Here is a 21,177-nt window from a genome sequence, read left to right as displayed (position 1 = left end):
CCGATCAGATCGGCCGGCAGATCCAGTGCAAGTAACGCCCAAGCCCGGCGAAGCTTGGGTGACGACGGTGAGCGAGTTCCATCTCGAGCAAATCCACGAGTTCGGCGCGGGCCTGGAATTCGACCGGCATGTAATCGTGGAACACCCTCACCCCGCTTTGGGTTTCGACCTGCCACAGGCCTGCGAGTTGCGTCGCCAGTTCCCGTGGGTCGAGGGGCATCTGCGGGGTCAGGCTTTGTTTTTCGCCGGCCATGACGTTCTTGCGCATCTTCTTGAAATGGCCTTTGAGCAGGTTGCGGTAGATCAGCGCATCACGGTTGTAGAACGCCAGGGACAGCCAGCCGCCGGGCGTGGTCAGTTGATGCAACACCGGCAGGATCGCGTGGGGTTCGGCCAGCCATTCCAGCACCGCGTGGCAGATCACCAGATCGTAGGGTTCGGTGAGTTGCCCGAGCAGTTCCTGCCACGGCGCCTGAATGAACGTCGCGGTTTGCCCGGCATCGGCAAACCGCTGGCGCGCACCTTCAAGCATCGGCTCGGCCGGCTCGGTAAAGGTCACATCATGCCCGCGCTCGGCCAGCCACAGCGACATGTGGCCCAACCCGCCACCGATGTCCAATACGCGCAACGGTCGATCCGGCAGCGCTTCGGCAAGGTCCGCCTGCAACACTGCGAGGCGAATCGCGCCTTTGGCACCGCCGTAGATTTTTTCGGCGAAACGGGTCGCCAACTGATCGAAATGCCGGTCGCTCATCAGCTGAACCGCCGTTCGCTGTCGGCGAGCTTGCTGCGCACCACGTCATTCATGTCCAACCCCAACTCGCTGCACAGCAGTAACAGATACAGGACGATATCGCCGACTTCCTGCCCGGCGTGGGCCAGTTTGTCCGCCGGCAACTGACGCGACTGGTCTTCGCTCAGCCACTGGAAGATTTCCACCAGTTCGGACATCTCGACGCTGGCGGCCATGGCGAGGTTTTTCGGGCTGTGAAATTGCCGCCAGTCATTGCGGTCGCGAATGGCGTGCAGGCGTTCGGTCAGTTCAACAAGGTTCATCGGGCTCTCCTGAAGGCGTATAGCTTCGGGGGGATGCCGGTTGAAGGCAAGGGGCTGTCACAGGATTGAGGCAAACCCTCTATAGTTGCAGGGAACTCGGCCACCCACGTTGTGGCCCAAGGCTCAGCTCTTTCATCAGGATGCACACATGCAGGTAGAAAGCTTTTTCGAATGGCTCGGCCAGGCACTCGGCTCGGTCATCCGCTTTATCGTTGATGGCCTCAGCGGGCTGTTCAACCTGTTGAGCAATGCCGGCGGCAACTTTGTCGACGGTTTGGCCAGGACCTTGGGCATGGATACGTCGATCATCAGCATCATCGCGCTGATCGTCGGCTTGATGCTGCTGTGGTCCGCGATCCGCGCATTCATGAATGCATCGATCATTGCCGGGATCATCTGGTTGCTGCTGGGGTTATGGCTGCTGAGCTGGATCATCCACTGACACCGCAAAACCCTGTGGGAGCGAGCAGGCTCGCCCCCACAATTGATCGCCTTGCAACCCGCATCAATCGCTACAATCCCCGCTCCCCCAAGGAGCCCGCATGTCCAACCTGATTACCGACTGGCGTGACCGCCCGACTCACCGCAAGGTCTGGGCGCTTGCTGCGCCGATGATCCTTTCCAATATTTCCGTACCACTGGTGGCGCTGGTCGACAGCACTGTCATCGGCCACCTGCCTCACGCCCATCAATTGGGCGCGGTGGCGGTCGGGGCCAGCCTGTATACCTTTCTCGCCTGGGCCATGGGTTTTCTGCGCATGGGCACCACAGGCTTCGCCGCGCAAGCGGCCGGGCGCAGTGATGGCGCGGCGTTGCGGCAAATTCTGTTGCAAGGTCTGCTGCTGGCGCTGGGACTGTCGCTGGTGCTCGGCACTTTGGGCGTACCGTTAAGCGGCGTGGCGTTGCACTTCATGCAACCGTCGGCGGAACTTGATCAACTGACCCGCGACTTTTTCCACACCCGGTTGTTCGGCTTGCCCGCCGCGCTGGCCAGTTACGCGCTGGTCGGCTGGTTCCTCGGCACGCAGAACGCCCGGGCGCCGCTGGCGATACTGCTGACCACCAACCTGATCAACATCGTGCTAAACCTGTGGTTCGTCATGGGGCTGGACTGGGGCGTGGTCGGCTCGGCTCGGGCTTCCGTGATCGCCGAATGGAGCGGTGCCCTTCTGGGGCTAATGCTGACCCGCAAAGCATTGCGCGCCTATCCGGGGCATATTGTCTGGGCCGCCCTCAAGGTGTGGCAGAGCTGGCGCCCGCTACTGGCGGTCAATCGCGACATTTTCATCCGCAGCCTGGCGCTGCAATCAGTGTTTTTCATGATCACCGTGCAAGGCGCTCGTCTCGGCGATGCCACTGTCGCGGCCAACGCATTGCTGCTCAACGGCCTGCTGCTGACTGCTCACGCGCTGGACGGTCTGGCCCACGCGGTCGAGGCGTTGTGTGGACACGCCATCGGTGCCCGTGATCGCCTCGCGTTGCGCCGTTCTCTGGTGGTGGCCGGCGGTTGGTCGCTGATCGCCAGCCTCGGATTCGCCACGCTGTTTTTGCTGGCGGGGCATGTGTTTATCGAAATGCAGACCAACATCCAGAGCGTGCGCGACACGGCGTTCATTTATCTGCCCTACCTCGCCGTGCTGCCGTTGATTGCGGTCTGGAGTTACCTGCTCGACGGTCTGTTCATCGGTGCCACCCGTGCGCGCGAAATGCGCAACGGCATGCTGCTGACAGTGCTACTGCTGGTGCCGTTCGCGTGGGCGCTGCAAGGTTTGGGCAATCACGGTCTGTGGATAACGTTTCTGTTGTTCATGGTGCTGCGCAGTCTCACCCTCGGCGCGCAAGCCCTCTGGCTCAAGCGCAACGACGGTTGGTTCAGCGGCGCGACTCACTGAGTCGGCGTGTGTTCGATGAACCCGACCACTTGATCAAGCACCGGCGCCAGTCGACGCAGTGGCCGTGACAGCGTCGCCACCAGTGTTATGTGATTGGGCCGCGAGTAATACAAATCCTGCACCGGCACCCCGACCTCGCGCAGTTTGCGCGCAAGGCCGCCGGTGTTGCGTGTCGGGTTGACCAGATCATCTTTGTTCGCGGCGATCAGCAGAGCCGGTGGAGCGTGGCGACTGACGTGATTGATAGGCTGCGATTGCGGCGGTGAGTCCGGCCAGAAAAACACCGGGCGCACGTCTGGATTCTTGATCGGCAGAAAATCATAAGGCCCGGCCAGACCGATCCAGCCGCTGATGTCACCGGGCGACATGCCCACAGCCGCGAGCCAGTCCTTGTCCAGCGCCAGCATCGCCGCGTTGTAGCCACCGGAGCTGTGGCCCATCAGATACAAGCGCTGCGGATTGCCGGAAAACTCGCGGATGTGCGTTTTGGTCCAGGCAACCGCCCGGGCGCCATCCTGCAAGAACTGCGGGTAACGCACCTGCGGATACAAGCGATAATCCGCCACCACCGCGACTATCCCCCGCGATGCCAGCGCCTCACCGACAAACGTGTAGTCTTCACGCTCGCCACTGTTCCAACTGCCACCGTAGAAAAACACCACCACCGGCGCATCCGGCAACGCATGATGCGGCACATACACATCGAGCTTCTGCCGGGGATCGTCGCCATAAGCAATGCCCCTGGTTTTGTCGAACGTGGTGTCCGGGGTCAGCGCATTGAGCAGTTTGACCGGTGAACAACCGCTCAGTGCCAACAGCAACACGCCCCCCAGCATTGCGCCGAACCCTTGCCGGAAAAAACCTGCCATACGCGCAGAACCTCATCTCAAAATTGATCGCCGTGCCACTGGCGACGTACATGGTCAAGCCGCTCCTGCTGGGTCAGCCCCACCGGGGGAGGCACCAGCACGGCACGCGGATGCAGCAAGCGTAGCCACAACCAGCCATCGAGCACGGTGCGGTCGCTGAACCCCAGCTCCAGGCCTTGCTGGACATGGGAGGCCATTGCCGCGTAATCGGTTCCCAACGATTGGCACCAGCGCCAGATGTGCTGCTCCAGCAGGCAGGTTTGCAGGCGCTCGCGCTGACGACGGGTGAGGTTTTCTTCAATGTTCAGTGGCTCGACGGCCAGCCCGGGGTTACGCAACTGCTGCCAACCCTGACTGCCAATCGCGTAGTCGGCCCAGGTGCCACCGAACCAACGCAACAGGCGGATCGGCCCGAGCCAGCGACTCAATTCGCCAGCGTCGCAGGCGTCGAAAAAATAGCTCGCGGTCTGGCGGTTGTAATAGCTGAGCAAGGCCCGATGGCTCAAGCCGAACGAGACCGTGAGCATGCGCTGCAAGTGGCTGAGCAGCTCCTGCGCCGTTGCCTCGCTGCCCAGCAGCAGACCGCGCCAGGTATCCGGGTCGCTGTGACACAACGACGCCAATGCCGGGCAATCGTGCAAGTCGACCAGCACCGGACCGTGCTCACTGACCGGTTGAAACTCGGTACCGTCAAACAGCCTTAAGCGCCGCACTCCGGGGAAGCCCTGATGCAATATCGTCAATGCTCGTGCGGCATCCGCGCCGTCGAGCAACAGCCATTGCGCCGTCGGCTCATGCGCCGCGCCACTCATGTTGCGCCGCTCTGTTCAAGCGCCGCGACCAGCCGACAACTGCAGACCGACTCTGCGCAGTGGCTGAAACTGCCACCTCCCGGAATCAGGCACAGCAGCAATAATGGTTCGCCCGACGTCAGCAGTTGCTGCAAGCCTTCACTCACCAGCCGGTCCGGCACAGGCACAGGCACCGGCGGCTCATCGCTGATCTGCGCCTCCATGACCGACGGCAGGAGAACGCCGCTGATCACCGGTTGATCTGGATCGCCCTCAAAGAAACTCACCACCACTTCCACGCCATCGCTCAGCGCCGCCAACGGCGCATCGGCCAAGGCCGGTGCGAGCGGCAGCCAACAATGACTCGGCGCCGCACCTTCGCCCTGATAGAGCCAATCGAACTGCACCGCCACCGGCCGACTGCAGTCAGGCTGCGGCTCATCGACCGTCACCACCCAGGCCCGCTGCAGGCTGTGCATGCGTGGTCTCGACGGCATTGCGGCCGCCGCAGACGGCGGCAACTGCAGCGCGCCGAACAGTCGGTTGGCATAGGGCAGATCAAGGGCCGGATCCGCGCTATGTTCAATCCGCGTCAACAACCAATGGCGATTGCACTCGGCGAACGGATGATCGGCCAGGCGCAGCCATTGACCGCTGCGCAACGCCGCCAAATCACTGCGTCCTTCAGCATTTGGCGCCTGCCACGCGCCCTCGCCCTGAAACGATTCCAGCAATTGCCAATGGTGTACCGCGGGAGAAGAAAAAGGATCGGCGTGCTCGCCTTGATACTGCGCGACGTCAGCCAATGGCAACTGTGCCGGATCATCGCCGAACACCAGGCAATGCCGGTCGTGCGCGTGTTCAAAGAAATAGTGAATCCGTGCCTGCGCGCACAAGCGCTGGAGCAGTTGCAGATCGGACTCACGGTATTGCGTGCAGAACGTGCGGGCCGGGTAGTCGCCGCGCAACGCGAAGCGTCGCTGAGCGCCGACAATCCCGTGTTCCCTGAGTACCTGATCGATGATCTGCGGCACCGTTCGGCCACTGAATATCCGCTGACTGATACGCAGGTCAAGGCAACCGAGTTTCGGCCCCAGACGGATCCGGCTCAGCCGCGAACCGTGCCCGTGCTCATGCTGGACAAGACTCTGCAACTGCCCGTGCAAGCCCTCCCCCGACGGTCCGAAACACAGGAACGCCGAACGGTAAAGCAGGCCGGCGAGATCCAGCTGCGGATCGTCGATCAACACATCGATCTCGAACGCAAAAGGCTCGCTGAGGGCTTCGCTACCGGTAAAGGCCAGGACTTCGAAAGGGGCGGACAGGCCCGCTACATCGAGACGAAACGACGACTCGTTGACTGGATCGAACATGGGCGGATCTCTACAGGAGGGGCGGTCGGGGATTCTCGCCGAGACCCCGTGCCGAGTAGAGTGCCGAAGTACAACTTAGGAAATGACCTACGCGAAAAGCAGACCGGATGACTTTGCCGGCCTGGATAGCCAAGCATTTCGCGAAGATTTTGGGATGTATCCCACCGAGCCATCCGATTTTTCCGCAGCGTTTGGGAAAATTTCAGACAACCCGGCGAGATTGCAACCTGGCCTCAGGAGGACAGGTAGGAGGAGCGGGTCAGGCCCAGACGCAAGGCATCGAGAAATTGCGTACGTTCGCTGGCACTGATGCGGGCACTGGCGCATTTGTCGCGGTAGTGAGTCATCAGTTCTTCCGGCGACAAGTGCACGTAACGCAGCATGTCTTCGATGGTGTCGTGGGTTTCGATGCCGGCGTGGTACACGCTGCCATCAGCGTTCTGGTAGATGTTCACCGAGTCGGTGTCACCGAACAGGTTGTGCATGTCGCCGAGGATTTCCTGATAGGCGCCGACCAGGAACACACCCAGCAAGTAGTCTTCACCTTCGTTCAGGCCATGCACGGGCAGGCTGGTCTCGATGCTCTGCTCGTCGACGTACTGGTTGATCTTGCCATCGGAGTCGCAGGTCAGATCCTGCAGCACGGCACGACGCAGTGGCTCTTCGTCGAGGCGGTGCAGCGGGATGATCGGCAGTACCTGATCAATGGCCCAGGTGTCCGGCAGGCTCTGGAACACCGAGAAGTTGCAGATGTACTTGTCGGCCAGCTTGTCGTTGAGCTCGTCGAGTACCTGACGGTGTGAACGCTGACGGGCTTTCAGCGAGTTGTGCAGGCGACGGCACACGGCGAAGTAGCACTGCTCGGCCAGGGCTTTCTCGGCCAGGGTCAGTTTGCCGTCGGCGTACTGAGCTGCCACGTCGCTCATGTAGTGCGTGGCGCGCCAGTAGGTTTCGGTGACCATTTCAATGTCGGTCGGACCCAGCAGGTCAACCAGCCACTGCACGGTTTCCGGCAGCGATTCCTTGTTCTCGATCTTCGGCACGTCGTCGTTGTGTTTCTCGACGTCGGTTACCTGCACCACCAGCATCGCGTGGTGCGCGGTCAGCGAACGGCCGCTTTCGGAGAAGATGTGCGGGTGCGGCAGGCTTTGCGCGTCGCAGAACTCCTTGAGCATCCCGACCACGACACCGGCGTAATCGTCCATGTCGTAGTTGATCGAACTGGCGTTGCGCGAGTGCGTGCCGTCGTAGTCGACGCCCAGACCGCCGCCCACGTCGATGTGATCGACCGGCAGACCAAGATTGCGCAGCTCGCCGTAGTAACGGATCGCTTCCTTGAAGCCGTGCTGATAGTCAGCCAGGTTGGCAATCTGCGAACCCATGTGAAAGTGCAGCAGGCGAATGCCTTGATCCAGGCCGGCCGCGCGGAAGCGCTCGACCACCGACAGCAGTTGCGCCGCCGACAGACCGAACTTGGACTTCTCACCACCGGTGTCCGCCCACTTGGACGACGCCAGCGACGACAGACGCACGCGCAGGCCGACCTGTGGCTTGACCTTGAGCGAGGCGGCTTCGTCGATCACCAGCGCGACTTCGGACTCTTTCTCGATGACGATGAACACGTTGTGACCGAGCTTCTGGCCCATCAGCGCCAGACGAATGAACTCGCGGTCCTTGTAACCGTTGCAGACGATGGTGCCGCCCTTCGGCGCCAGTGCCAGCACGGCCAGCAGCTCAGGCTTGGAGCCGGCTTCCAGACCGATGGAGACGTCCTGAGTGGCGATGATGTTCTCGATCACCGCTTCTTGCTGGTTAACCTTGATCGGGTACAGCGCGGTGTACTTGCTCTGGTACTCCAGGCGCTCGATGTTCGCATCGAAAGCACCGGTCAGTTGACGGACACGGTCTTGCAGGATGTCGGGGAAGCGAACCAGCAACGGCAAGGACAAACCGCTTTGGCGCAGTTGGTCGACTTGCTCGAACAAGTCGATAGGCGAACTGTTCGGGCCGTTCGGACGAACTTCGACGCGACCGGCGTCATTGATCGCGAAATACCCGGCCCCCCAATGGCGAATCCCGTAAACACTGCGGCTGTCCGCAACTGTCCATTGGCTGCCATCGTCTTTGCGTGTGCGTCTTACGGACATCGAAGTCCCCTATAAAGAAGTCATAGTGCGTCGCCTGATCTCAGGCCGGCGCAGTCTAAAGAATGAAAATGACGGTTCGTCAGCGCGGCGGTAGACCGCGCTGACAGCGTGGAGTTTAGAAACCGGTCATGAACAGGCTCTGTGAAACCATGGAGACGACGCCGATGCTGAAACTGTTCAGAACCGGATCAAGCCGCAGGTGGGTTTCACAGAGGCTGCTAGCCGCCGGACTTCTTCGCTTTGAAACCGTGCTTGATCAGCTCAGCCAAGAGTAGCTCGACATGATCGCCCTGGATTTCGATGATCCCGTCTTTCAACGCCCCACCGGTGCCGCAACGTTTCTTCAACGTTGTCGCCAACTCTTTGAGCGCGTCTTCAGCCAGCGGCACGCCGGTGATGGTGGTCACCGTCTTGCCGCCACGGCCCTTGCTCTCGCGACGCACGCGGGCAATGCCGTCACCGGCCGGGATCACGGTTTGTTTGCAGATACAGGCGTCCACCGGTTTACTGCATTCCGGGCAATGACGACCTGCGTCGGTGGAAAATACCAGGCCACCTAGGGCGGCGAAGGATGCGGCTTTTTTGGCCACCGGCAATCCTCTTGGGAGGACAAAGACTGATCGCAACCTTGGGCAAGGTTATCGACCGCGAAGCCCCACTCAGGCAGGGGCAGCGCTACTGCACCGACGCTTCACTGAAAGCAGTCCGGTACAGCTTGAAAAGGTCGCGCAGTGTAACGGCAAAAACGCCGATTGCTAAGAGCCAATCAGCGCCAATTTATGTGTTCTTTGCGACGTCGCTTTGCTGAGCCTTCAGATAGCGCTTGAGCGCAGCCAAAGAGTCCGGGCAATAAGGCTTTTGCTCGATTTCGCGCATCACTTGTTCGACGGGAATGAAGCGCGCTTCCAGCACTTCCTCGGGCTGCAGGATCAGCGGACCATCCCACACCGCGGAAAACGCCGAACACCACAGACGGTTGCCGGTGTCTTCGAAGTAGAAATGGTCGTGAGCGGTAAGTTCAACGCCGCTCACACCCAGTTCCTCTTCCAGCTCACGGGCCGCCGACTCGGCGTAAGTCTCATTCGCCTGAACCATGCCGCCGGCCGCCACGTCCCAGTAACCGGGATAAATGGCCTTGCTCAACGTGCGCCGGTGTACGCAAAGGTCGCCGGCAGAATTGAACAGCATGATGTAAGTGCCGCGACCGATCAGCCCTCTATCGCGCAAATCGGCACGTACCAAGGCACCGAGCAGGTTGTCCTGCTCGTCAACCCAGGCAATGTGTTCGGCATCCGAGGCAGCGCGATGCGCCGCCTCTTTGGCGCTCTGAGTCATGAATCAGCCCTGATTGAGCAGTTGACGCAAATCGATGACGGCGGCATTAGCCCGGGAAATATAGTTGGCCATGACCAGCGAGTGGTTGGCCAACACGCCGAAGCCACTGCCGTTGAGGATCATCGGGCTCCAGACAGGCTCCTGCGAGGCTTCCAGTTCGCGGATGATCTGACGCACGCTGACGGTGGCGTTCTTCTTCGCCAGCACGTCGGCGAAGTCGACTTCGATGGCGCGCAGCAAGTGCGACAGCGCCCAGGCCTGACCGCGAGCTTCGTAGAAAACATTGTCGATCTGCATCCACGGGGTTTCGACAACTTCTTCGTCGACCTGCGGCACTTGGCCAACGGCCGGCGCTTCGGTTTTCAGCGCGGTGTTGAGTTTGACCCGGCCAACGCTTGCCGAAAGCCGTTGCGACAGCGAACCCAAGCGGGTGCCGACATCGCCCAGCCAGTTGTTCAGGTTATCGGCACGGGCGTAGAACAGCGCGTTTTTCTGGGTCGGATCAGACAAGCGTGCCTGATAACGGCTCAAGGAGTTGATGCCTTCCTGATACTCCGACTCACTGGATGGCAGGATCCAGCTCTTGTTGTCGAAGTTGAAACGCGGTTCGGCCTTGGCCAGATCGGCATCTTCCGCCGACTGCGATTGCGAACGGGCGAAGTCTTTGCGCAGGGCACGGGTCAAGTCGCGCACTTGCACCAGTACGCCATATTCCCAGCTCGGCGTGTTGTCCATCCACAGGCCTGGCGGGAAGCGGTCATTGGAAATGTAACCGCCCGGTTTGTCGAGCAAGGTACTGGCAACGGTCTTGAGGGTTTCGACGGTGGTGTAGCCGATCACCATTTGCTTGCCTTCTTTCTCGGCAGCCACCTGCGCGTTTTGTGCCACCGCAAACAGCGCCGGCTCCTGGCTCCAGTACCAGCCAAGGCCGATGGTCACCAATAGATAGATGCCGACCAGCGTGGCCAGCGCACGGCTGAACAACACCCCGCCGGCATAGCTGCGGGTTGCCGACTTCGGCTCGGCAGCACGTTCAGGCGCGCTGCCCGCGCGGTTTTTCCAGTCCAGCATGGCGATATCCTTTCAATCACTTGGGTTCAACGGTTCGACCACAACCATACAACAACGTGCCTTGGGCCGGCACCCGCCATTAAAGATAAGCAGTAATTCGTTCGAGCGAATGAAGCAACATTTGAACTAAGGGTTTCCCTGATACCGACTCCCCACATCCATAGCGTCGCAGGGCAGTGAAAACCCTCGCACAGCGCATTCACTGCACTGATGAGATGGGCACCTGAAAATCACTCAGAGTTAAGCAGATCACACAGCAAATTGCCGATTCAACGGGACTTCGCCGATGAACAGGTCAAAAACAAAACCAACGGGTCAGGAACTGAATAGTGACGCACTGCAGATTATTGACTCATGACACTCGTCTAAGGGAAAAGAGGTGCTAGCATAGAGCCACCAGTCGATCTCAGCATGCAGCCTAACTAGTAGTCAGGATATGACCGAGCCAGAAGACCCCAGCCGTGAGCGTCTCAAGCACCACTTTGCCCAGCGGGTAATTCATCAGGCACGTCAGATTCTTGAGATATGGCAGCGCCTGCAACGCAGTGAGTGGTCCACCGTCGACCTCGCCGAACTGAGCGAGGCCAACTTGCGCCTGCTGCGTTTTGCCGAGCGCTTCGAACAGCCCGAACACACCCAGCTTGCGCGCCACATCGGTCAATCGCTGGAAGCGGTGGATGCCAATCGTGGCCGACTGAGCAGCGGATTGATCACTGAACTCAATCGCCTGATGCAGCGCCTGTCGCGCACCGGCCTGCGCCATGGCGACCAACTCGACCAGACCTTTCTGCCGCCGCTGCGCAAACCGATCTACGTCATGCTGCAGGACCACGACCGCGCAGAGCGGCTGGCCAAACAACTGGAATTTTTCGGCCTGAGCGCTCAGGCGCTTGATAGCGTGCCAGCGTTTCGCTCCTCGATGGTCGAGCGTTTGCCGGCCGCGATCGTCATGGACGTGGATTTCAGCGGCGCTGGCGTGGGTCTGAAGCTCGCCGCCGAAGCGCAAGTGGGCCTGGACGAGCCGCTACCGTTGCTGTTCTTCAGCCTGCACGAAACCGACACCCCGACCCGTCTCGCCGCCGTGCGCGCCGGCGGTCAGGAATTTCTCACCGGCACCCTCGAAGCGTCGAGCCTGCTGGAGAAGATCGAAGTCCTCACCTGCGTCGCTCAGTACGAACCTTATAAAGTGCTGATCATCGATGATTCCCGCGCCCAGGCCTTGCACACCGAACGCCTGCTCAACAGCGCCGGGATCGTCACCCGCACGCTGATCGAACCAATTCAGGCCATGGCCGAACTGGCGGATTTCCAGCCAGACCTGATCATCCTCGACATGTACATGCCGGCCTGCACTGGCACCGAGCTGGCCAAGGTGATCCGCCACAACGACCGCTACGTCAGCGTGCCGATCATTTACCTGTCGGCCGAAGACGATCTGGATAAACAGCTCGACGCCATGAGCGAGGGCGGCGACGACTTCCTGACCAAACCGATCAAGCCACGCCACCTGATCACCACCGTGCGCAACCGCGCCGCCCGAGCGCGCAACCTCAAGGCGCGGATGGTGCGCGACAGCCTGACCGGTTTGTACAACCACACGCACATTCTGCAGTTGCTCGAAGACTGCTCGTTCCGCGCCCGCCGCGAGAACAAGCCGCTGAGCTTTGCGATGCTCGACATCGACCACTTCAAACGGGTCAATGACAGCCACGGCCACCCAATGGGCGACCGCGTGATCAAAAGCCTCGCACTGTTCCTCAAGCAACGTCTGCGCAAAACCGATTTCATCGGCCGGTACGGCGGCGAAGAATTCGCCATCGTCATGCCTGACACCGATATCGAAGCCGCGCACAAAGTGCTCGACGAGATTCGTCAACGCTTTGCCGAAATCCACTACCCCGCGCAACCGCAAGACTTGTGGTGCACCTTCAGCGCGGGCGTGGTGGAAATGCATGACGATTCCGACAGCCTGATGATGGCCAGCCAAGCCGACGAAGCGCTGTACCGCGCCAAGGGTGCCGGACGCAATCGAGTGCAGGCCGCGCGGGACTCAAAGCAAAGTGCCATCTTTTCATCAGAATCAACCGATTCGGTCATAACCTTGTAATAGAACCGCAATAAATTCAGGCGCTTACCATTTCTGCCGTTGGTAGCCGTCATGCGCCTGAAGTTGCTCACCAATCTCAATACTCTGCTGCTGGTCGCCGTGTGCGTGGCACTCGGCGCCACCCTGTGGTGGTCGCAAAAAGCCCTGGAGCGTCCGTATCTGCTGATGGAGCGCTATCTCGGGCTGTCGCAGCAATTTCAGAATGAGGTGGCGCGCAATGTCGAGGACTACCTTGCCAGTGGCGATGCACTGCGCCTGAGCAGCGCCAGCCAGGCCATCGAAGGCTTGCAAAAAGAACTCGGCGACTGGCCTAAGGCACTGGCCGACACGCTGCACCCGAGCCTGTCGAGCCTCGAAGAATTCAGCAAAACCGATCTGCTCGCTGCCGGCAAACTGGCCGGTGATCCGCAGGCACTCCTGCTACAGGCCGAACGCGAACTGAGCGCCAGCCTCGAGCAACTCAGCACTTACGCCAATGGCAACGCGGCCTACCTGACGCCGCTCCTCGTCGCGTCTCAGCACGTGGGCAAACTGTCGTTGGCGCGGGACAAACTGGTCAGCAGCGGACGCAGCGAACTAGCCGCCGACGTTGAGCGAGAAGTCAGCAACATCCGCGCCCAGGCGCAGGTGATCGACGCCCTGCCCCTGCTCGGCGTGGTCGCCAGCAATGAATCGAACAGCGATGACTTCGCCGCGATGATGGGCATCGAGAACACCGAAAAAGCCGTCGCCGAAGACGCCGGTGTCGGCCTCAAGCGTGAACTCAACAGCCTGCTCGGCCGCTACCCGGCGGAACTGGAACGCACCCGCGAGCAGATCCAGAAACGCACGGACCTGAGCAGCGCCACACACTTGAAAATCGCCGCCGTGCAGCAAGCCATCGCCGGACTGGAGCCGGTGGTGCGCGCCCAGCACGGACAAATCCAGGGCGAAGTGCGACTCATGCAGGGCGCGATGATCGGCTTGATTCTGTTGATTGCGCTGCTGATCGATACCCTGCAGCGACGGCTGGCCCGCACCCTGACCCACCTGGCACCCGCACTGTCGACCTGGGCCGAAGGCGATTTCAGCCGTGACATTCAGTTGGGCAAAACCAACCGCGAACTGCACGACATCGAAGCCTCGCTCAACCGCCTGCGTGCCTATCTGGTCGATCTGGTCGGCACCATTCGCGGCAATGCCGAGCAAGTGGCGGGCAGCAGTCGGACCCTCGCCGAACTGAGCAACGATTTGCACAGCGGCGCCGAACATCAGGCCGGTGATACGGCGCTGATCCGTGACTCTCTCGGCGAACTTGAGGCCACCATCCAGCAAGTCGCCGACGATGCTCAGCAGGCAGCGGATGCCAGTCGCCATGCAGGCCTGGCCGTCGAACACGGCCAGACCGTCATCGGCCAGAGCCTGACGGGACTGCACGCACTGGTGGGTGAAGTGCAGGGCAACGCGCAGATGATCGAGCATCTGGCCGAAGAGTCGGCGACCATTGGCGGCGTACTGACGGTGATCCGCTCGATTGCCGACCAGACCAACCTGCTGGCGCTGAACGCAGCGATTGAAGCGGCACGCGCCGGAGAAATGGGCCGCGGTTTCGCCGTGGTGGCCGAGGAAGTGCGCTCGCTCGCGCAGCGGACGGCGGGGGCGACGGCAGAAATCCAAACACTGATCGCTGGCCTGCAAACCGCCGCCCGGCAATCGGTCGAAGGCATGCGCGCGCAGGTCGAACACGCCGAAGCCACGGCCAATCAGGCGCAAGCGGCGGATGGCGCGCTGGATAAAATCGTTGGCGCGATCCAGACCATTTCCGACACGGCAATTCGCATTGCCGATGTCACCGCCCAGCAGAGCGGCGCGGTCAGCGAGATTCGCGATCACAGCGAACGGATTCATCAACTGGGTGGGGATAACTTGCTGCGAATCGGTCAGGGACGTGAACAGGGTGAGAACCTGCTGGTGCTGGGCGGGCAACTGCATACAGCCGTTCAGGCCTTCCGCGTTTGATCGATCGCCTTTGCGGGCAATCTCCCACAATCAATCGGTGTTGTTCACAATCCTGTGTGCGAGCTTGCTCACGAAGGCGTCCAACCATCACAAATGACCGGATTTAATGACACGGTCACAAATTTCGCGCAAACATCGGCCATCGTGCTGGCTATTGCATAGAACTGGACAGTCACAAAGCCTTTGCGGCATAGTCGCCGGGTTCTGACGATTGCTCACTCATGACAAGGACTACGCGGATGGCAACCCTACTGGTGCTGCACGGCCCCAACCTGAACCTGCTCGGCACCCGTGAACCGGGCACCTATGGGTCGACGACCCTGGCGCAGATCAATCAGGACCTGGAACGCCGCGCCCGCGAAGCAGGCCATCATCTGCTGTATCTGCAAAGCAATGCCGAGTACGAATTGATCGACCGCATCCACGCCGCTCGCGGCGAAGGGGTGGACTTCATCCTGATCAATCCGGCGGCTTTTACGCACACAAGTGTCGCATTACGTGACGCGCTGCTGGGAGTGAGCATCCCATTCATCGAAGTGCATTTGTCCAACGTGCACAAACGCGAACCTTTCCGCCATCACTCTTACTTCTCCGACGTAGCGGTAGGAGTGATCTGCGGCCTTGGCGCCAGCGGTTACCGACTGGCCCTGGAGGCTGCACTAGAGCAGCTTGAACACCAAGCTATACGCCCCTGACCGACCCTTGGGAGTTGATGATTCATGGATATCCGTAAAGTTAAGAAACTGATCGAATTGCTGGAAGAGTCCGGCATCGACGAGCTCGAGATCAAGGAAGGCGAAGAGTCCGTACGTATCAGCCGCCACAGCAAGACCCCGGCTCAGCAGTACTACGCGCCAGCTCCGATGCAAGCGCCGGCCGCTGCACCTGTCGCTGCTGCTGCTCCGGTGGCTGCTGCCGCCCCGGCTGCCGCTGCTGCTCCAGCGCTGAACGGCACCGTTGCCCGCTCGCCGATGGTCGGCACTTTCTACCGCAAGTCTTCGCCAACCTCGCCGTCCTTCGTCGAAGTCGGCCAGACCGTGAAGAAAGGCGACACCCTGTGCATCGTTGAAGCCATGAAGATGATGAACCACATCGAAGCTGAAACCAGCGGTGTGATCGAGTCCATCCTCGTCGAAGACGGCCAGCCGGTTGAGTACGACCAACCGCTGTTCACCATCGTTTGAACTGCGGAGAGCCTTTGATGACTGCGAAGTTGGAAAAAGTTCTGATCGCGAACCGCGGTGAGATCGCCCTGCGGATTCTGCGTGCCTGCAAAGAGATGGGCATCAAGACCGTCGCCGTTTACTCCAAGGCCGATAAAGAGCTGATGCACCTGGGTCTGGCAGACGAATCCGTCTGCATCGGCCCGGCGTCTGCCGCCCAGTCTTATCTGCACATCCCGGCCATTATCGCTGCCGCTGAAGTGACTGGCGCTACCGCCATTCACCCAGGCTACGGTTTCCTCGCGGAAAACGCCGATTTTGCCGAGCAGGTCGAGAACTCCGGCTTCGCTTTCATCGGCCCGAAAGCCGACACCATTCGCCTGATGGGCGACAAGGTATCGGCCAAGCACGCGATGATCGAAGCAGGCGTGCCAACCGTTCCAGGTTCCGACGGCCCGTTGCCGGAAGACGAAGAAACGGCGCTGCGCATTGGTCGTGAAGTCGGCTACCCGGTGATCATCAAAGCCGCTGGCGGCGGCGGTGGTCGCGGCATGCGCGTAGTGCACAAGGAAGAAGACCTGATCGCCTCGGCAAAACTGACCCGCTCCGAAGCAGGCGCGGCGTTCGGCAACCCGATGGTCTATCTGGAAAAATTCCTGACCAATCCGCGTCACGTCGAAGTACAGGTGCTGTCCGACGGCCAAGGCCAGGCCATCCATCTGGGCGACCGCGATTGCTCGCTGCAACGTCGTCACCAGAAGGTTCTCGAAGAAGCGCCGGCACCGGGCATCGACGAGCAGGCTCGCCAGGAAGTTCTGGCTCGCTGCGTCAAGGCGTGCATCGACATCGGTTACCGTGGCGCGGGCACTTTCGAGTTCCTGTACGAAAACGGTCGTTTCTACTTCATCGAAATGAACACCCGTGTTCAGGTGGAGCACCCGGTTTCGGAAATGGTCACCGGTATCGACATCGTCAAGGAGATGCTCAGCATCGCCGCTGGCAACAAGCTGTCGTTCACGCAGGATGACGTGGTGATCCGCGGTCACTCGCTGGAATGCCGGATCAACGCTGAAGACCCGAAAACCTTCATGCCGAGCCCGGGCACGGTCAAGCATTTCCACGCCCCAGGCGGCAACGGCGTTCGCGTCGATTCGCACCTGTACAGCGGTTATGCGGTTCCGCCGAACTACGACTCGCTGATCGGCAAACTGATCACTTACGGCGCCACCCGCGACGAAGCCATGGCTCGCATGCGCAATGCCCTGGACGAAATCGTGGTTGACGGGATCAAGACCAACATCCCGCTGCACCGTGATCTGGTGCGTGATGAAGGCTTCTGCAAAGGGGGGGTGAACATTCACTACCTCGAGCACAAGCTGGCAGGCGAGAAGCACTAAGCTTCAGCCCGCACCTGACAGAGCCGCCTTCGGGCGGCTTTGTTGTTTCTACAGTTTTCAAATACCCCTTGCGGGAGCGGGCTTGCTCACGAATGCGGTGTATCAGATACATTTATTTGTCTGGCACACCGCTTTCGCGAGCAAGCCCCACACAGGGTGCAATGCCGCTCCCACAAAACCTGCGCGCTCGCGTAAACTTGCGCGCTTCTCGCTGGCCGCTAGGCTGCAATCATATTTTTTCAAAGGTGCCCGCCATGCCTTGGCTGCAAGTACGTCTGGCCATCAGCCCGGAACAAGCCGAAACCTACGAAGACGCGTTCCTTGAAGTCGGCGCCGTATCGGTGACCTTCATGGACGCCGAAGATCAGCCGATCTTCGAGCCGGAACTCAACACCACCCCGCTGTGGGCGCACACACATCTGCTGGCCCTGTTCGAGGGCGGCACCGAACCCGCACCGGTACTGGCCCACCTGGAACTGCTGACCGGCAGCCCGCTGCCGGAGCATCACAGCGAAGTCATCGAAGACCAGGACTGGGAACGCAGCTGGATGGACGGTTTCCAGCCAATGCGCTTCGGTCAGCGCCTGTGGATCGTGCCGAGCTGGCACGCCGCGCCCGAGCCTGACGCGGTCAATCTGCTGCTGGACCCGGGCCTGGCCTTCGGCACCGGCACCCACCCGACCACCGCGCTGTGCCTGGAATGGCTCGACGGTCAGGACCTGAAAGACTGCAATGTGCTGGATTTCGGTTGCGGCTCGGGGATTCTGGCCATCGCCGCCCTGCTGCTCGGTGCGAAAGAAGCCGTCGGTACCGACATTGACGTGCAGGCACTGGAAGCTTCGCGTGACAACGCCGGACGCAACAACATCGCCGAAGAGCTGTTCCCGCTGTACCTGCCGGAAGATCTGCCGCAGGTCAAAGCTGACGTGCTGGTCGCCAATATCCTCGCCGGGCCGCTGGTTTCGCTGGCCCCGCAACTGTCCAGCCTGGTCAAGTCCGGCGGGCGCCTGGCGCTGTCGGGCATTCTTGCCGAACAAGGTGAAGAAGTCGCTGCCGCGTATGCTCAGGACTTCGACCTCGACCCGATCGCCAATCGCGATGGCTGGGTGCGCATCACCGGACGTCGGCGCTAGAATGGCCGCCTGCATAATCCGGATCGCCGCATGACCGACAGCTTCGTCACCCAGTGTCCGCATTGCCAAACCAGTTTCCGTGTCAGCCATGCTCAATTGAGCGTGGCCCGCGGGGTGGTTCGCTGCGGCGCCTGCCTGCAAGTATTCAATGCCGCCAAACAGCTGCTTGAGCAACACGCCGGCAAGGACGCGGTGATGCCGGTCGCACCGCCGATTGAAGCGCCGCCCGCCGAAGAGCTACCGGCTATCGAGCCACCAGCCATCGTCGAACCGCCCGCGCCGCGCGCCATCAGCCAAAAGCAGTGGAGCGCCTCGGAGCTGGATCTCGACAGCCTGGATCTGGATGAAGAGCTCGCCCGCCTCGAACAACGGGAAATTCAGCCAGCCAGCGAACTCGGTCGCCCGCGCGAAGACGCCCTGAGCGCCCGTCGCGACAGTCACGAGCCGGAAGAGTCGACATGGCCCGACAGCCTGTTCAGCGCACCCGCTGACGAGCGAACGCCGGGACCCGAAGCAGAAAAGGATATCGTCGACATCGAGCCAGTCAAATCGGCGCGGACCGAGCCATCGCTGTCGCTGGAACCGGTGGACCTGGATGACGAACCCGCGATCCCGCAACTGCGCCTGCACGACCCAATCGATCCGAATGCCCGCCGCGAACGCCGGTCCGCCAGTCACGAAGCCGATGACGACGATCTGCCGTTGATCGAACCGCAACGCAAAAAACGCGAGCGCAGCGAAGTCCTGCAAGACCTGACCGACGACCCGCTGCAACTGGACTGGCAGAAACGCCGCTCACCGTGGGGCCGCCGCCTGCTATGGATGCTGTTGGTGCTACTGGCAGCCGGCGCCCTCGCCGGCCAATACATCGCCTATCATTTCGATGAGCTGGCGCGCCAGGATCAATACCGCCCGTGGTTCCAGCAACTCTGCCCGCAGATCGGTTGCACGGTGCCGTCCAAGGTCGATATCGCCCGAATCAAGAGCAGCAATCTGGTCGTGCGCAGTCATCCCGAGTTCAGCGGCGCACTGGTCGTCGACGCGATCATCTATAACCGCGCGACGTTCTCCCAGCCGTTCCCGCTACTGGAACTGCGTTTTGCCGACCTCAACGGTCATCTGATCGCCAGTCGTCGCTTCAAACCGGGGGAATACCTCAGCGGCGACCTGGAAGGTCTGGCGGAAATGCCGCCACAAACACCGATCCACATCGCGCTGGACATTCTCGACCCAGGCCCGAAAGCGGTGAATTACAGCCTGAGTTTTCACTCGCCCGAGTGAACCGCTTCATCGTTTCCTGATTGACGGCAGTTTTCTGACTGCGCCGTGCCCAACCAAACCGCTGGCGATAACAGATTAACTGTTCAGATTTTGTTCAATTCAGCCTTTATCCAGTCATCGAGAGCGGGTATCATGCCAACCCTTTTTCGAACTCTCATGATCCGGCCCCACTTCAGGGAAGTCCTATGTCGGCGGTACGCATCGGCCCATACACATTGCAGAACGGCTTGATTCTCGCCCCGATGGCGGGGGTCACCGATCAGCCCTTTCGTCAGCTCTGCAAGCGTCTGGGCGCAGGGCTTGTGGTCTCGGAAATGGTCACCAGTGACATGAGCCTGTGGAATACCCGCAAGTCGCGCATGCGCATGATCCACGAAGGCGATCCCGAGCCACGCTCGGTGCAGATTGCCGGTGGCGACGCGCAAATGCTGGCAGAGGCGGCACGGGCCAACGTCGAATTGGGCGCACAGATTATTGACATCAACATGGGTTGCCCGGCAAAGAAGGTCTGCAACAAGGCCGCCGGCTCCGCGTTATTGAAAGATGAAGCATTGGTGACCGAGATCCTGCAGGCCGTCGTGGCCGCGGTTGATGTGCCGGTCACCCTGAAGATCCGCACCGGATGGGATCGCGACAACAAGAACGGCCTGACCGTGGCGAAGATCGCCGAGCAGGCCGGGATCACCGCGCTGGCAGTGCATGGTCGCACTCGCGCCGATCTGTACACCGGCGTTGCCGAGTACGACACGATTGCCGCGATCAAGCAGGCCGTGTCGATCCCGGTATTTGCCAATGGCGATATCGATTCACCGGAAAAGGCCCGTTACGTGCTTGACGCGACCGGTGCCGATGGCCTGTTGGTAGGCCGTGCCGCTCAAGGGCGGCCATGGATTTTTCGCGAGATCGATCACTTCCTGCGTACCGGCGAGAAATTGCCGGCGCCGAAGCTGGTCGAAGTGGAACGCATTCTGCTTGAGCATCTGGCCGCACTTCACGCTTTCTATGGAGACGTGATGGGCGTACGCATTGCTCGAAAGCATGTGGGCTGGTATCTCGCAACCTTGCCGGGCGCCAGGGAGTTTCGCGCCCACTTCAATCGTTTGGATGGTACGGAAACACAATGCGCCAACGTTCGGGAGTTCTTCGCCGAGCGTTACAAGAGCCTGACAGGGGACGAAGAAGGGGTGGCCGCATGACGATGATGACCGAGACTTTAGTGAGTGGAACAACACCCGTGAGCGACAACGTGAATTTGAAACAGCACCTCAACACCCCGAGCGAAGAAGGTCAGACCCTTCGCGGGAGTGTCGAGAAGGCGCTGCACAATTATTTCGCCCACCTTGAGGGCGCGTCCGTCACGGACGTGTATAACCTGGTGCTCTCCGAAGTCGAGGCTCCCCTGCTCGAAAGCGTGATGAACTACGTCAAGGGCAACCAGACCAAGGCCAGTGAGCTGCTGGGACTTAACCGCGGCACACTGCGCAAGAAACTCAAGCAGTACGATCTGCTGTAAGCATTCAATCAAACCAGAAAGGCGCCCGCGTAAAACCGGTCGCCTTTTTTG

The 21,177-nt window shown here is 60.7% G+C and carries 19 protein-coding genes and 1 pseudogene; 11 read left to right on the top strand and 9 right to left on the bottom strand.

Annotated features, from left to right (window positions below; genetic code table 11):
• Positions 1-4: 4 nt before the first annotated feature.
• The gene (locus tag AACY11_RS04775) at positions 5-754 is read right to left on the bottom strand and encodes a methyltransferase (RefSeq protein WP_339431858.1); all 750 of its coding nucleotides are present in this window, start codon (positions 752-754) and stop codon (positions 5-7) included.
• The gene (locus tag AACY11_RS04770; protein WP_221732792.1) at positions 754-1,056 is read right to left on the bottom strand and encodes a MazG-like family protein; all 303 of its coding nucleotides are present in this window, start codon (positions 1,054-1,056) and stop codon (positions 754-756) included. The genes AACY11_RS04775 and AACY11_RS04770 overlap by 1 nt, the downstream gene beginning before the upstream one ends.
• Before the next feature lie 148 nt (positions 1,057-1,204).
• Between AACY11_RS04770 and AACY11_RS04765 the strand changes: the two genes are divergently transcribed.
• On the top strand, positions 1,205-1,498 hold the full coding sequence (locus tag AACY11_RS04765) for a hypothetical protein (RefSeq protein ID WP_339431857.1): 294 nt from the start codon (positions 1,205-1,207) through the stop codon (positions 1,496-1,498).
• Positions 1,499-1,598: 100 nt separating this feature from the next.
• Positions 1,599-2,948 (top strand): MATE family efflux transporter, encoded by a 1,350-nt coding sequence (locus tag AACY11_RS04760; protein ID WP_339493989.1) that lies wholly within the window; start codon positions 1,599-1,601, stop codon positions 2,946-2,948.
• Here AACY11_RS04760 and AACY11_RS04755 read toward each other — a convergent pair.
• The 7 genes from AACY11_RS04755 to AACY11_RS04725 form a co-directional block, all read right to left on the bottom strand.
• Positions 2,942-3,817 (bottom strand): alpha/beta hydrolase, encoded by an 876-nt coding sequence (locus tag AACY11_RS04755; protein WP_339464616.1) that lies wholly within the window; start codon positions 3,815-3,817, stop codon positions 2,942-2,944. The two genes, AACY11_RS04760 and AACY11_RS04755, sit on opposite strands and share 7 nt — an antisense overlap.
• 17 nt (positions 3,818-3,834) lie before the next feature.
• Positions 3,835-4,629 (bottom strand): DUF4123 domain-containing protein, encoded by a 795-nt coding sequence (locus AACY11_RS04750; protein ID WP_339431854.1) that lies wholly within the window; start codon positions 4,627-4,629, stop codon positions 3,835-3,837.
• Complete coding sequence (locus tag AACY11_RS04745; protein ID WP_339493987.1) at positions 4,626-5,981, bottom strand: type VI secretion system Vgr family protein; 1,356 nt, start codon at positions 5,979-5,981, stop codon at positions 4,626-4,628. Before AACY11_RS04745 ends, AACY11_RS04750 begins: the two co-directional genes overlap by 4 nt.
• Before the next feature lie 233 nt (positions 5,982-6,214).
• On the bottom strand, positions 6,215-8,128 hold the full coding sequence (gene speA / locus AACY11_RS04740; RefSeq protein WP_339431852.1) for an arginine decarboxylase: 1,914 nt from the start codon (positions 8,126-8,128) through the stop codon (positions 6,215-6,217).
• 218 nt (positions 8,129-8,346) lie between these two features.
• Positions 8,347-8,718 carry a translation initiation factor Sui1 gene (locus tag AACY11_RS04735; protein WP_007914613.1) on the bottom strand — a complete coding sequence of 124 codons (372 nt, stop codon included), beginning with the start codon at positions 8,716-8,718 and terminating at the stop codon, positions 8,347-8,349.
• A 187-nt stretch (positions 8,719-8,905) separates the two neighbouring features.
• On the bottom strand, positions 8,906-9,463 hold the full coding sequence (locus tag AACY11_RS04730; RefSeq protein WP_339431851.1) for an NUDIX hydrolase: 558 nt from the start codon (positions 9,461-9,463) through the stop codon (positions 8,906-8,908).
• Positions 9,464-9,466: 3 nt separating this feature from the next.
• Positions 9,467-10,534, bottom strand: a complete 1,068-nt coding sequence (locus AACY11_RS04725; RefSeq protein ID WP_339431850.1) for a DUF2333 family protein — start codon at positions 10,532-10,534, stop codon at positions 9,467-9,469.
• Positions 10,535-10,970: 436 nt separating this feature from the next.
• On the opposite strand from AACY11_RS04725, the gene gcbA reads away from it, so the two are divergent.
• The 9 genes and pseudogenes from gcbA (at position 10,971) to fis (ending at position 21,126) form a co-directional block, all read left to right on the top strand.
• Complete coding sequence (gene gcbA, locus AACY11_RS04720) at positions 10,971-12,641, top strand: diguanylate cyclase GcbA (protein ID WP_339431849.1); 1,671 nt, start codon at positions 10,971-10,973, stop codon at positions 12,639-12,641.
• A gap of 1,491 nt (positions 12,642-14,132) precedes the next feature.
• Positions 14,133-14,639: pseudogene (locus tag AACY11_RS28305) on the top strand (methyl-accepting chemotaxis protein); the annotation flags it as partial.
• 239 nt (positions 14,640-14,878) lie between these two features.
• A complete protein-coding gene (gene aroQ, locus AACY11_RS04710) occupies positions 14,879-15,334 on the top strand; it encodes a type II 3-dehydroquinate dehydratase (RefSeq protein ID WP_064593231.1) in 456 nt (151 codons plus the stop codon).
• A gap of 24 nt (positions 15,335-15,358) precedes the next feature.
• Positions 15,359-15,823, top strand: a complete 465-nt coding sequence (accB, locus tag AACY11_RS04705) for an acetyl-CoA carboxylase biotin carboxyl carrier protein (protein WP_096819740.1) — start codon at positions 15,359-15,361, stop codon at positions 15,821-15,823.
• A 17-nt stretch (positions 15,824-15,840) separates the two neighbouring features.
• Positions 15,841-17,199 (top strand): acetyl-CoA carboxylase biotin carboxylase subunit, encoded by a 1,359-nt coding sequence (accC, locus tag AACY11_RS04700; RefSeq protein ID WP_339431847.1) that lies wholly within the window; start codon positions 15,841-15,843, stop codon positions 17,197-17,199.
• Positions 17,200-17,453: 254 nt separating this feature from the next.
• Positions 17,454-18,332: a 50S ribosomal protein L11 methyltransferase gene (gene prmA / locus AACY11_RS04695; RefSeq protein WP_339431846.1), complete on the top strand. Its 879-nt coding sequence runs from the start codon at positions 17,454-17,456 to the stop codon at positions 18,330-18,332.
• A gap of 30 nt (positions 18,333-18,362) precedes the next feature.
• Entirely contained in the window at positions 18,363-19,613 is a 1,251-nt protein-coding gene (locus AACY11_RS04690) for a DUF3426 domain-containing protein (RefSeq protein WP_339493986.1), read from the top strand.
• Positions 19,614-19,798: 185 nt separating this feature from the next.
• Positions 19,799-20,809: a tRNA dihydrouridine synthase DusB gene (dusB, locus tag AACY11_RS04685; protein WP_339431844.1), complete on the top strand. Its 1,011-nt coding sequence runs from the start codon at positions 19,799-19,801 to the stop codon at positions 20,807-20,809.
• Positions 20,806-21,126 carry a DNA-binding transcriptional regulator Fis gene (gene fis / locus AACY11_RS04680; RefSeq protein ID WP_002555375.1) on the top strand — a complete coding sequence of 107 codons (321 nt, stop codon included), beginning with the start codon at positions 20,806-20,808 and terminating at the stop codon, positions 21,124-21,126. Before dusB ends, fis begins: the two co-directional genes overlap by 4 nt.
• Positions 21,127-21,177: the final 51 nt, after the last annotated feature.

The sequence above is a fragment of the Pseudomonas sp. RA_105y_Pfl2_P56 genome (assembly GCF_963970845.1).
In the GTDB taxonomy this organism is placed as follows: Bacteria; Pseudomonadota; Gammaproteobacteria; order Pseudomonadales; family Pseudomonadaceae; genus Aquipseudomonas; species Aquipseudomonas baetica_A.
Note: the sequence above shows the minus strand (reverse complement) of the source record. Positions and strands in the feature narration are given on the sequence as shown.

Excerpts from the sequence above, each read along its gene's own strand:
- AACY11_RS04775 (WP_339431858.1), bottom strand. The coding sequence starts at position 754 with ATGAGCGACCGGCATTTCGATCAGTTGGCGACCCGTTTCGCCGAAAAA.
- AACY11_RS04770 (WP_221732792.1), bottom strand. The coding sequence starts at position 1,056 with ATGAACCTTGTTGAACTGACCGAACGCCTGCACGCCATTCGCGACCGC.
- AACY11_RS04765 (WP_339431857.1), top strand. The coding sequence starts at position 1,205 with ATGCAGGTAGAAAGCTTTTTCGAATGGCTCGGCCAGGCACTCGGCTCG.
- AACY11_RS04760 (WP_339493989.1), top strand. The coding sequence starts at position 1,599 with ATGTCCAACCTGATTACCGACTGGCGTGACCGCCCGACTCACCGCAAG.
- AACY11_RS04755 (WP_339464616.1), bottom strand. The coding sequence starts at position 3,817 with ATGGCAGGTTTTTTCCGGCAAGGGTTCGGCGCAATGCTGGGGGGCGTG.
- AACY11_RS04750 (WP_339431854.1), bottom strand. The coding sequence starts at position 4,629 with ATGAGTGGCGCGGCGCATGAGCCGACGGCGCAATGGCTGTTGCTCGAC.
- AACY11_RS04745 (WP_339493987.1), bottom strand. The coding sequence starts at position 5,981 with ATGTTCGATCCAGTCAACGAGTCGTCGTTTCGTCTCGATGTAGCGGGC.
- speA (WP_339431852.1), bottom strand. The coding sequence starts at position 8,128 with ATGTCCGTAAGACGCACACGCAAAGACGATGGCAGCCAATGGACAGTT.
- AACY11_RS04730 (WP_339431851.1), bottom strand. The coding sequence starts at position 9,463 with ATGACTCAGAGCGCCAAAGAGGCGGCGCATCGCGCTGCCTCGGATGCC.
- AACY11_RS04725 (WP_339431850.1), bottom strand. The coding sequence starts at position 10,534 with ATGCTGGACTGGAAAAACCGCGCGGGCAGCGCGCCTGAACGTGCTGCC.
- gcbA (WP_339431849.1), top strand. The coding sequence starts at position 10,971 with ATGACCGAGCCAGAAGACCCCAGCCGTGAGCGTCTCAAGCACCACTTT.
- aroQ (WP_064593231.1), top strand. The coding sequence starts at position 14,879 with ATGGCAACCCTACTGGTGCTGCACGGCCCCAACCTGAACCTGCTCGGC.
- accB (WP_096819740.1), top strand. The coding sequence starts at position 15,359 with ATGGATATCCGTAAAGTTAAGAAACTGATCGAATTGCTGGAAGAGTCC.
- accC (WP_339431847.1), top strand. The coding sequence starts at position 15,841 with ATGACTGCGAAGTTGGAAAAAGTTCTGATCGCGAACCGCGGTGAGATC.
- prmA (WP_339431846.1), top strand. The coding sequence starts at position 17,454 with ATGCCTTGGCTGCAAGTACGTCTGGCCATCAGCCCGGAACAAGCCGAA.
- AACY11_RS04690 (WP_339493986.1), top strand. The coding sequence starts at position 18,363 with ATGACCGACAGCTTCGTCACCCAGTGTCCGCATTGCCAAACCAGTTTC.
- dusB (WP_339431844.1), top strand. The coding sequence starts at position 19,799 with ATGTCGGCGGTACGCATCGGCCCATACACATTGCAGAACGGCTTGATT.
- fis (WP_002555375.1), top strand. The coding sequence starts at position 20,806 with ATGACGATGATGACCGAGACTTTAGTGAGTGGAACAACACCCGTGAGC.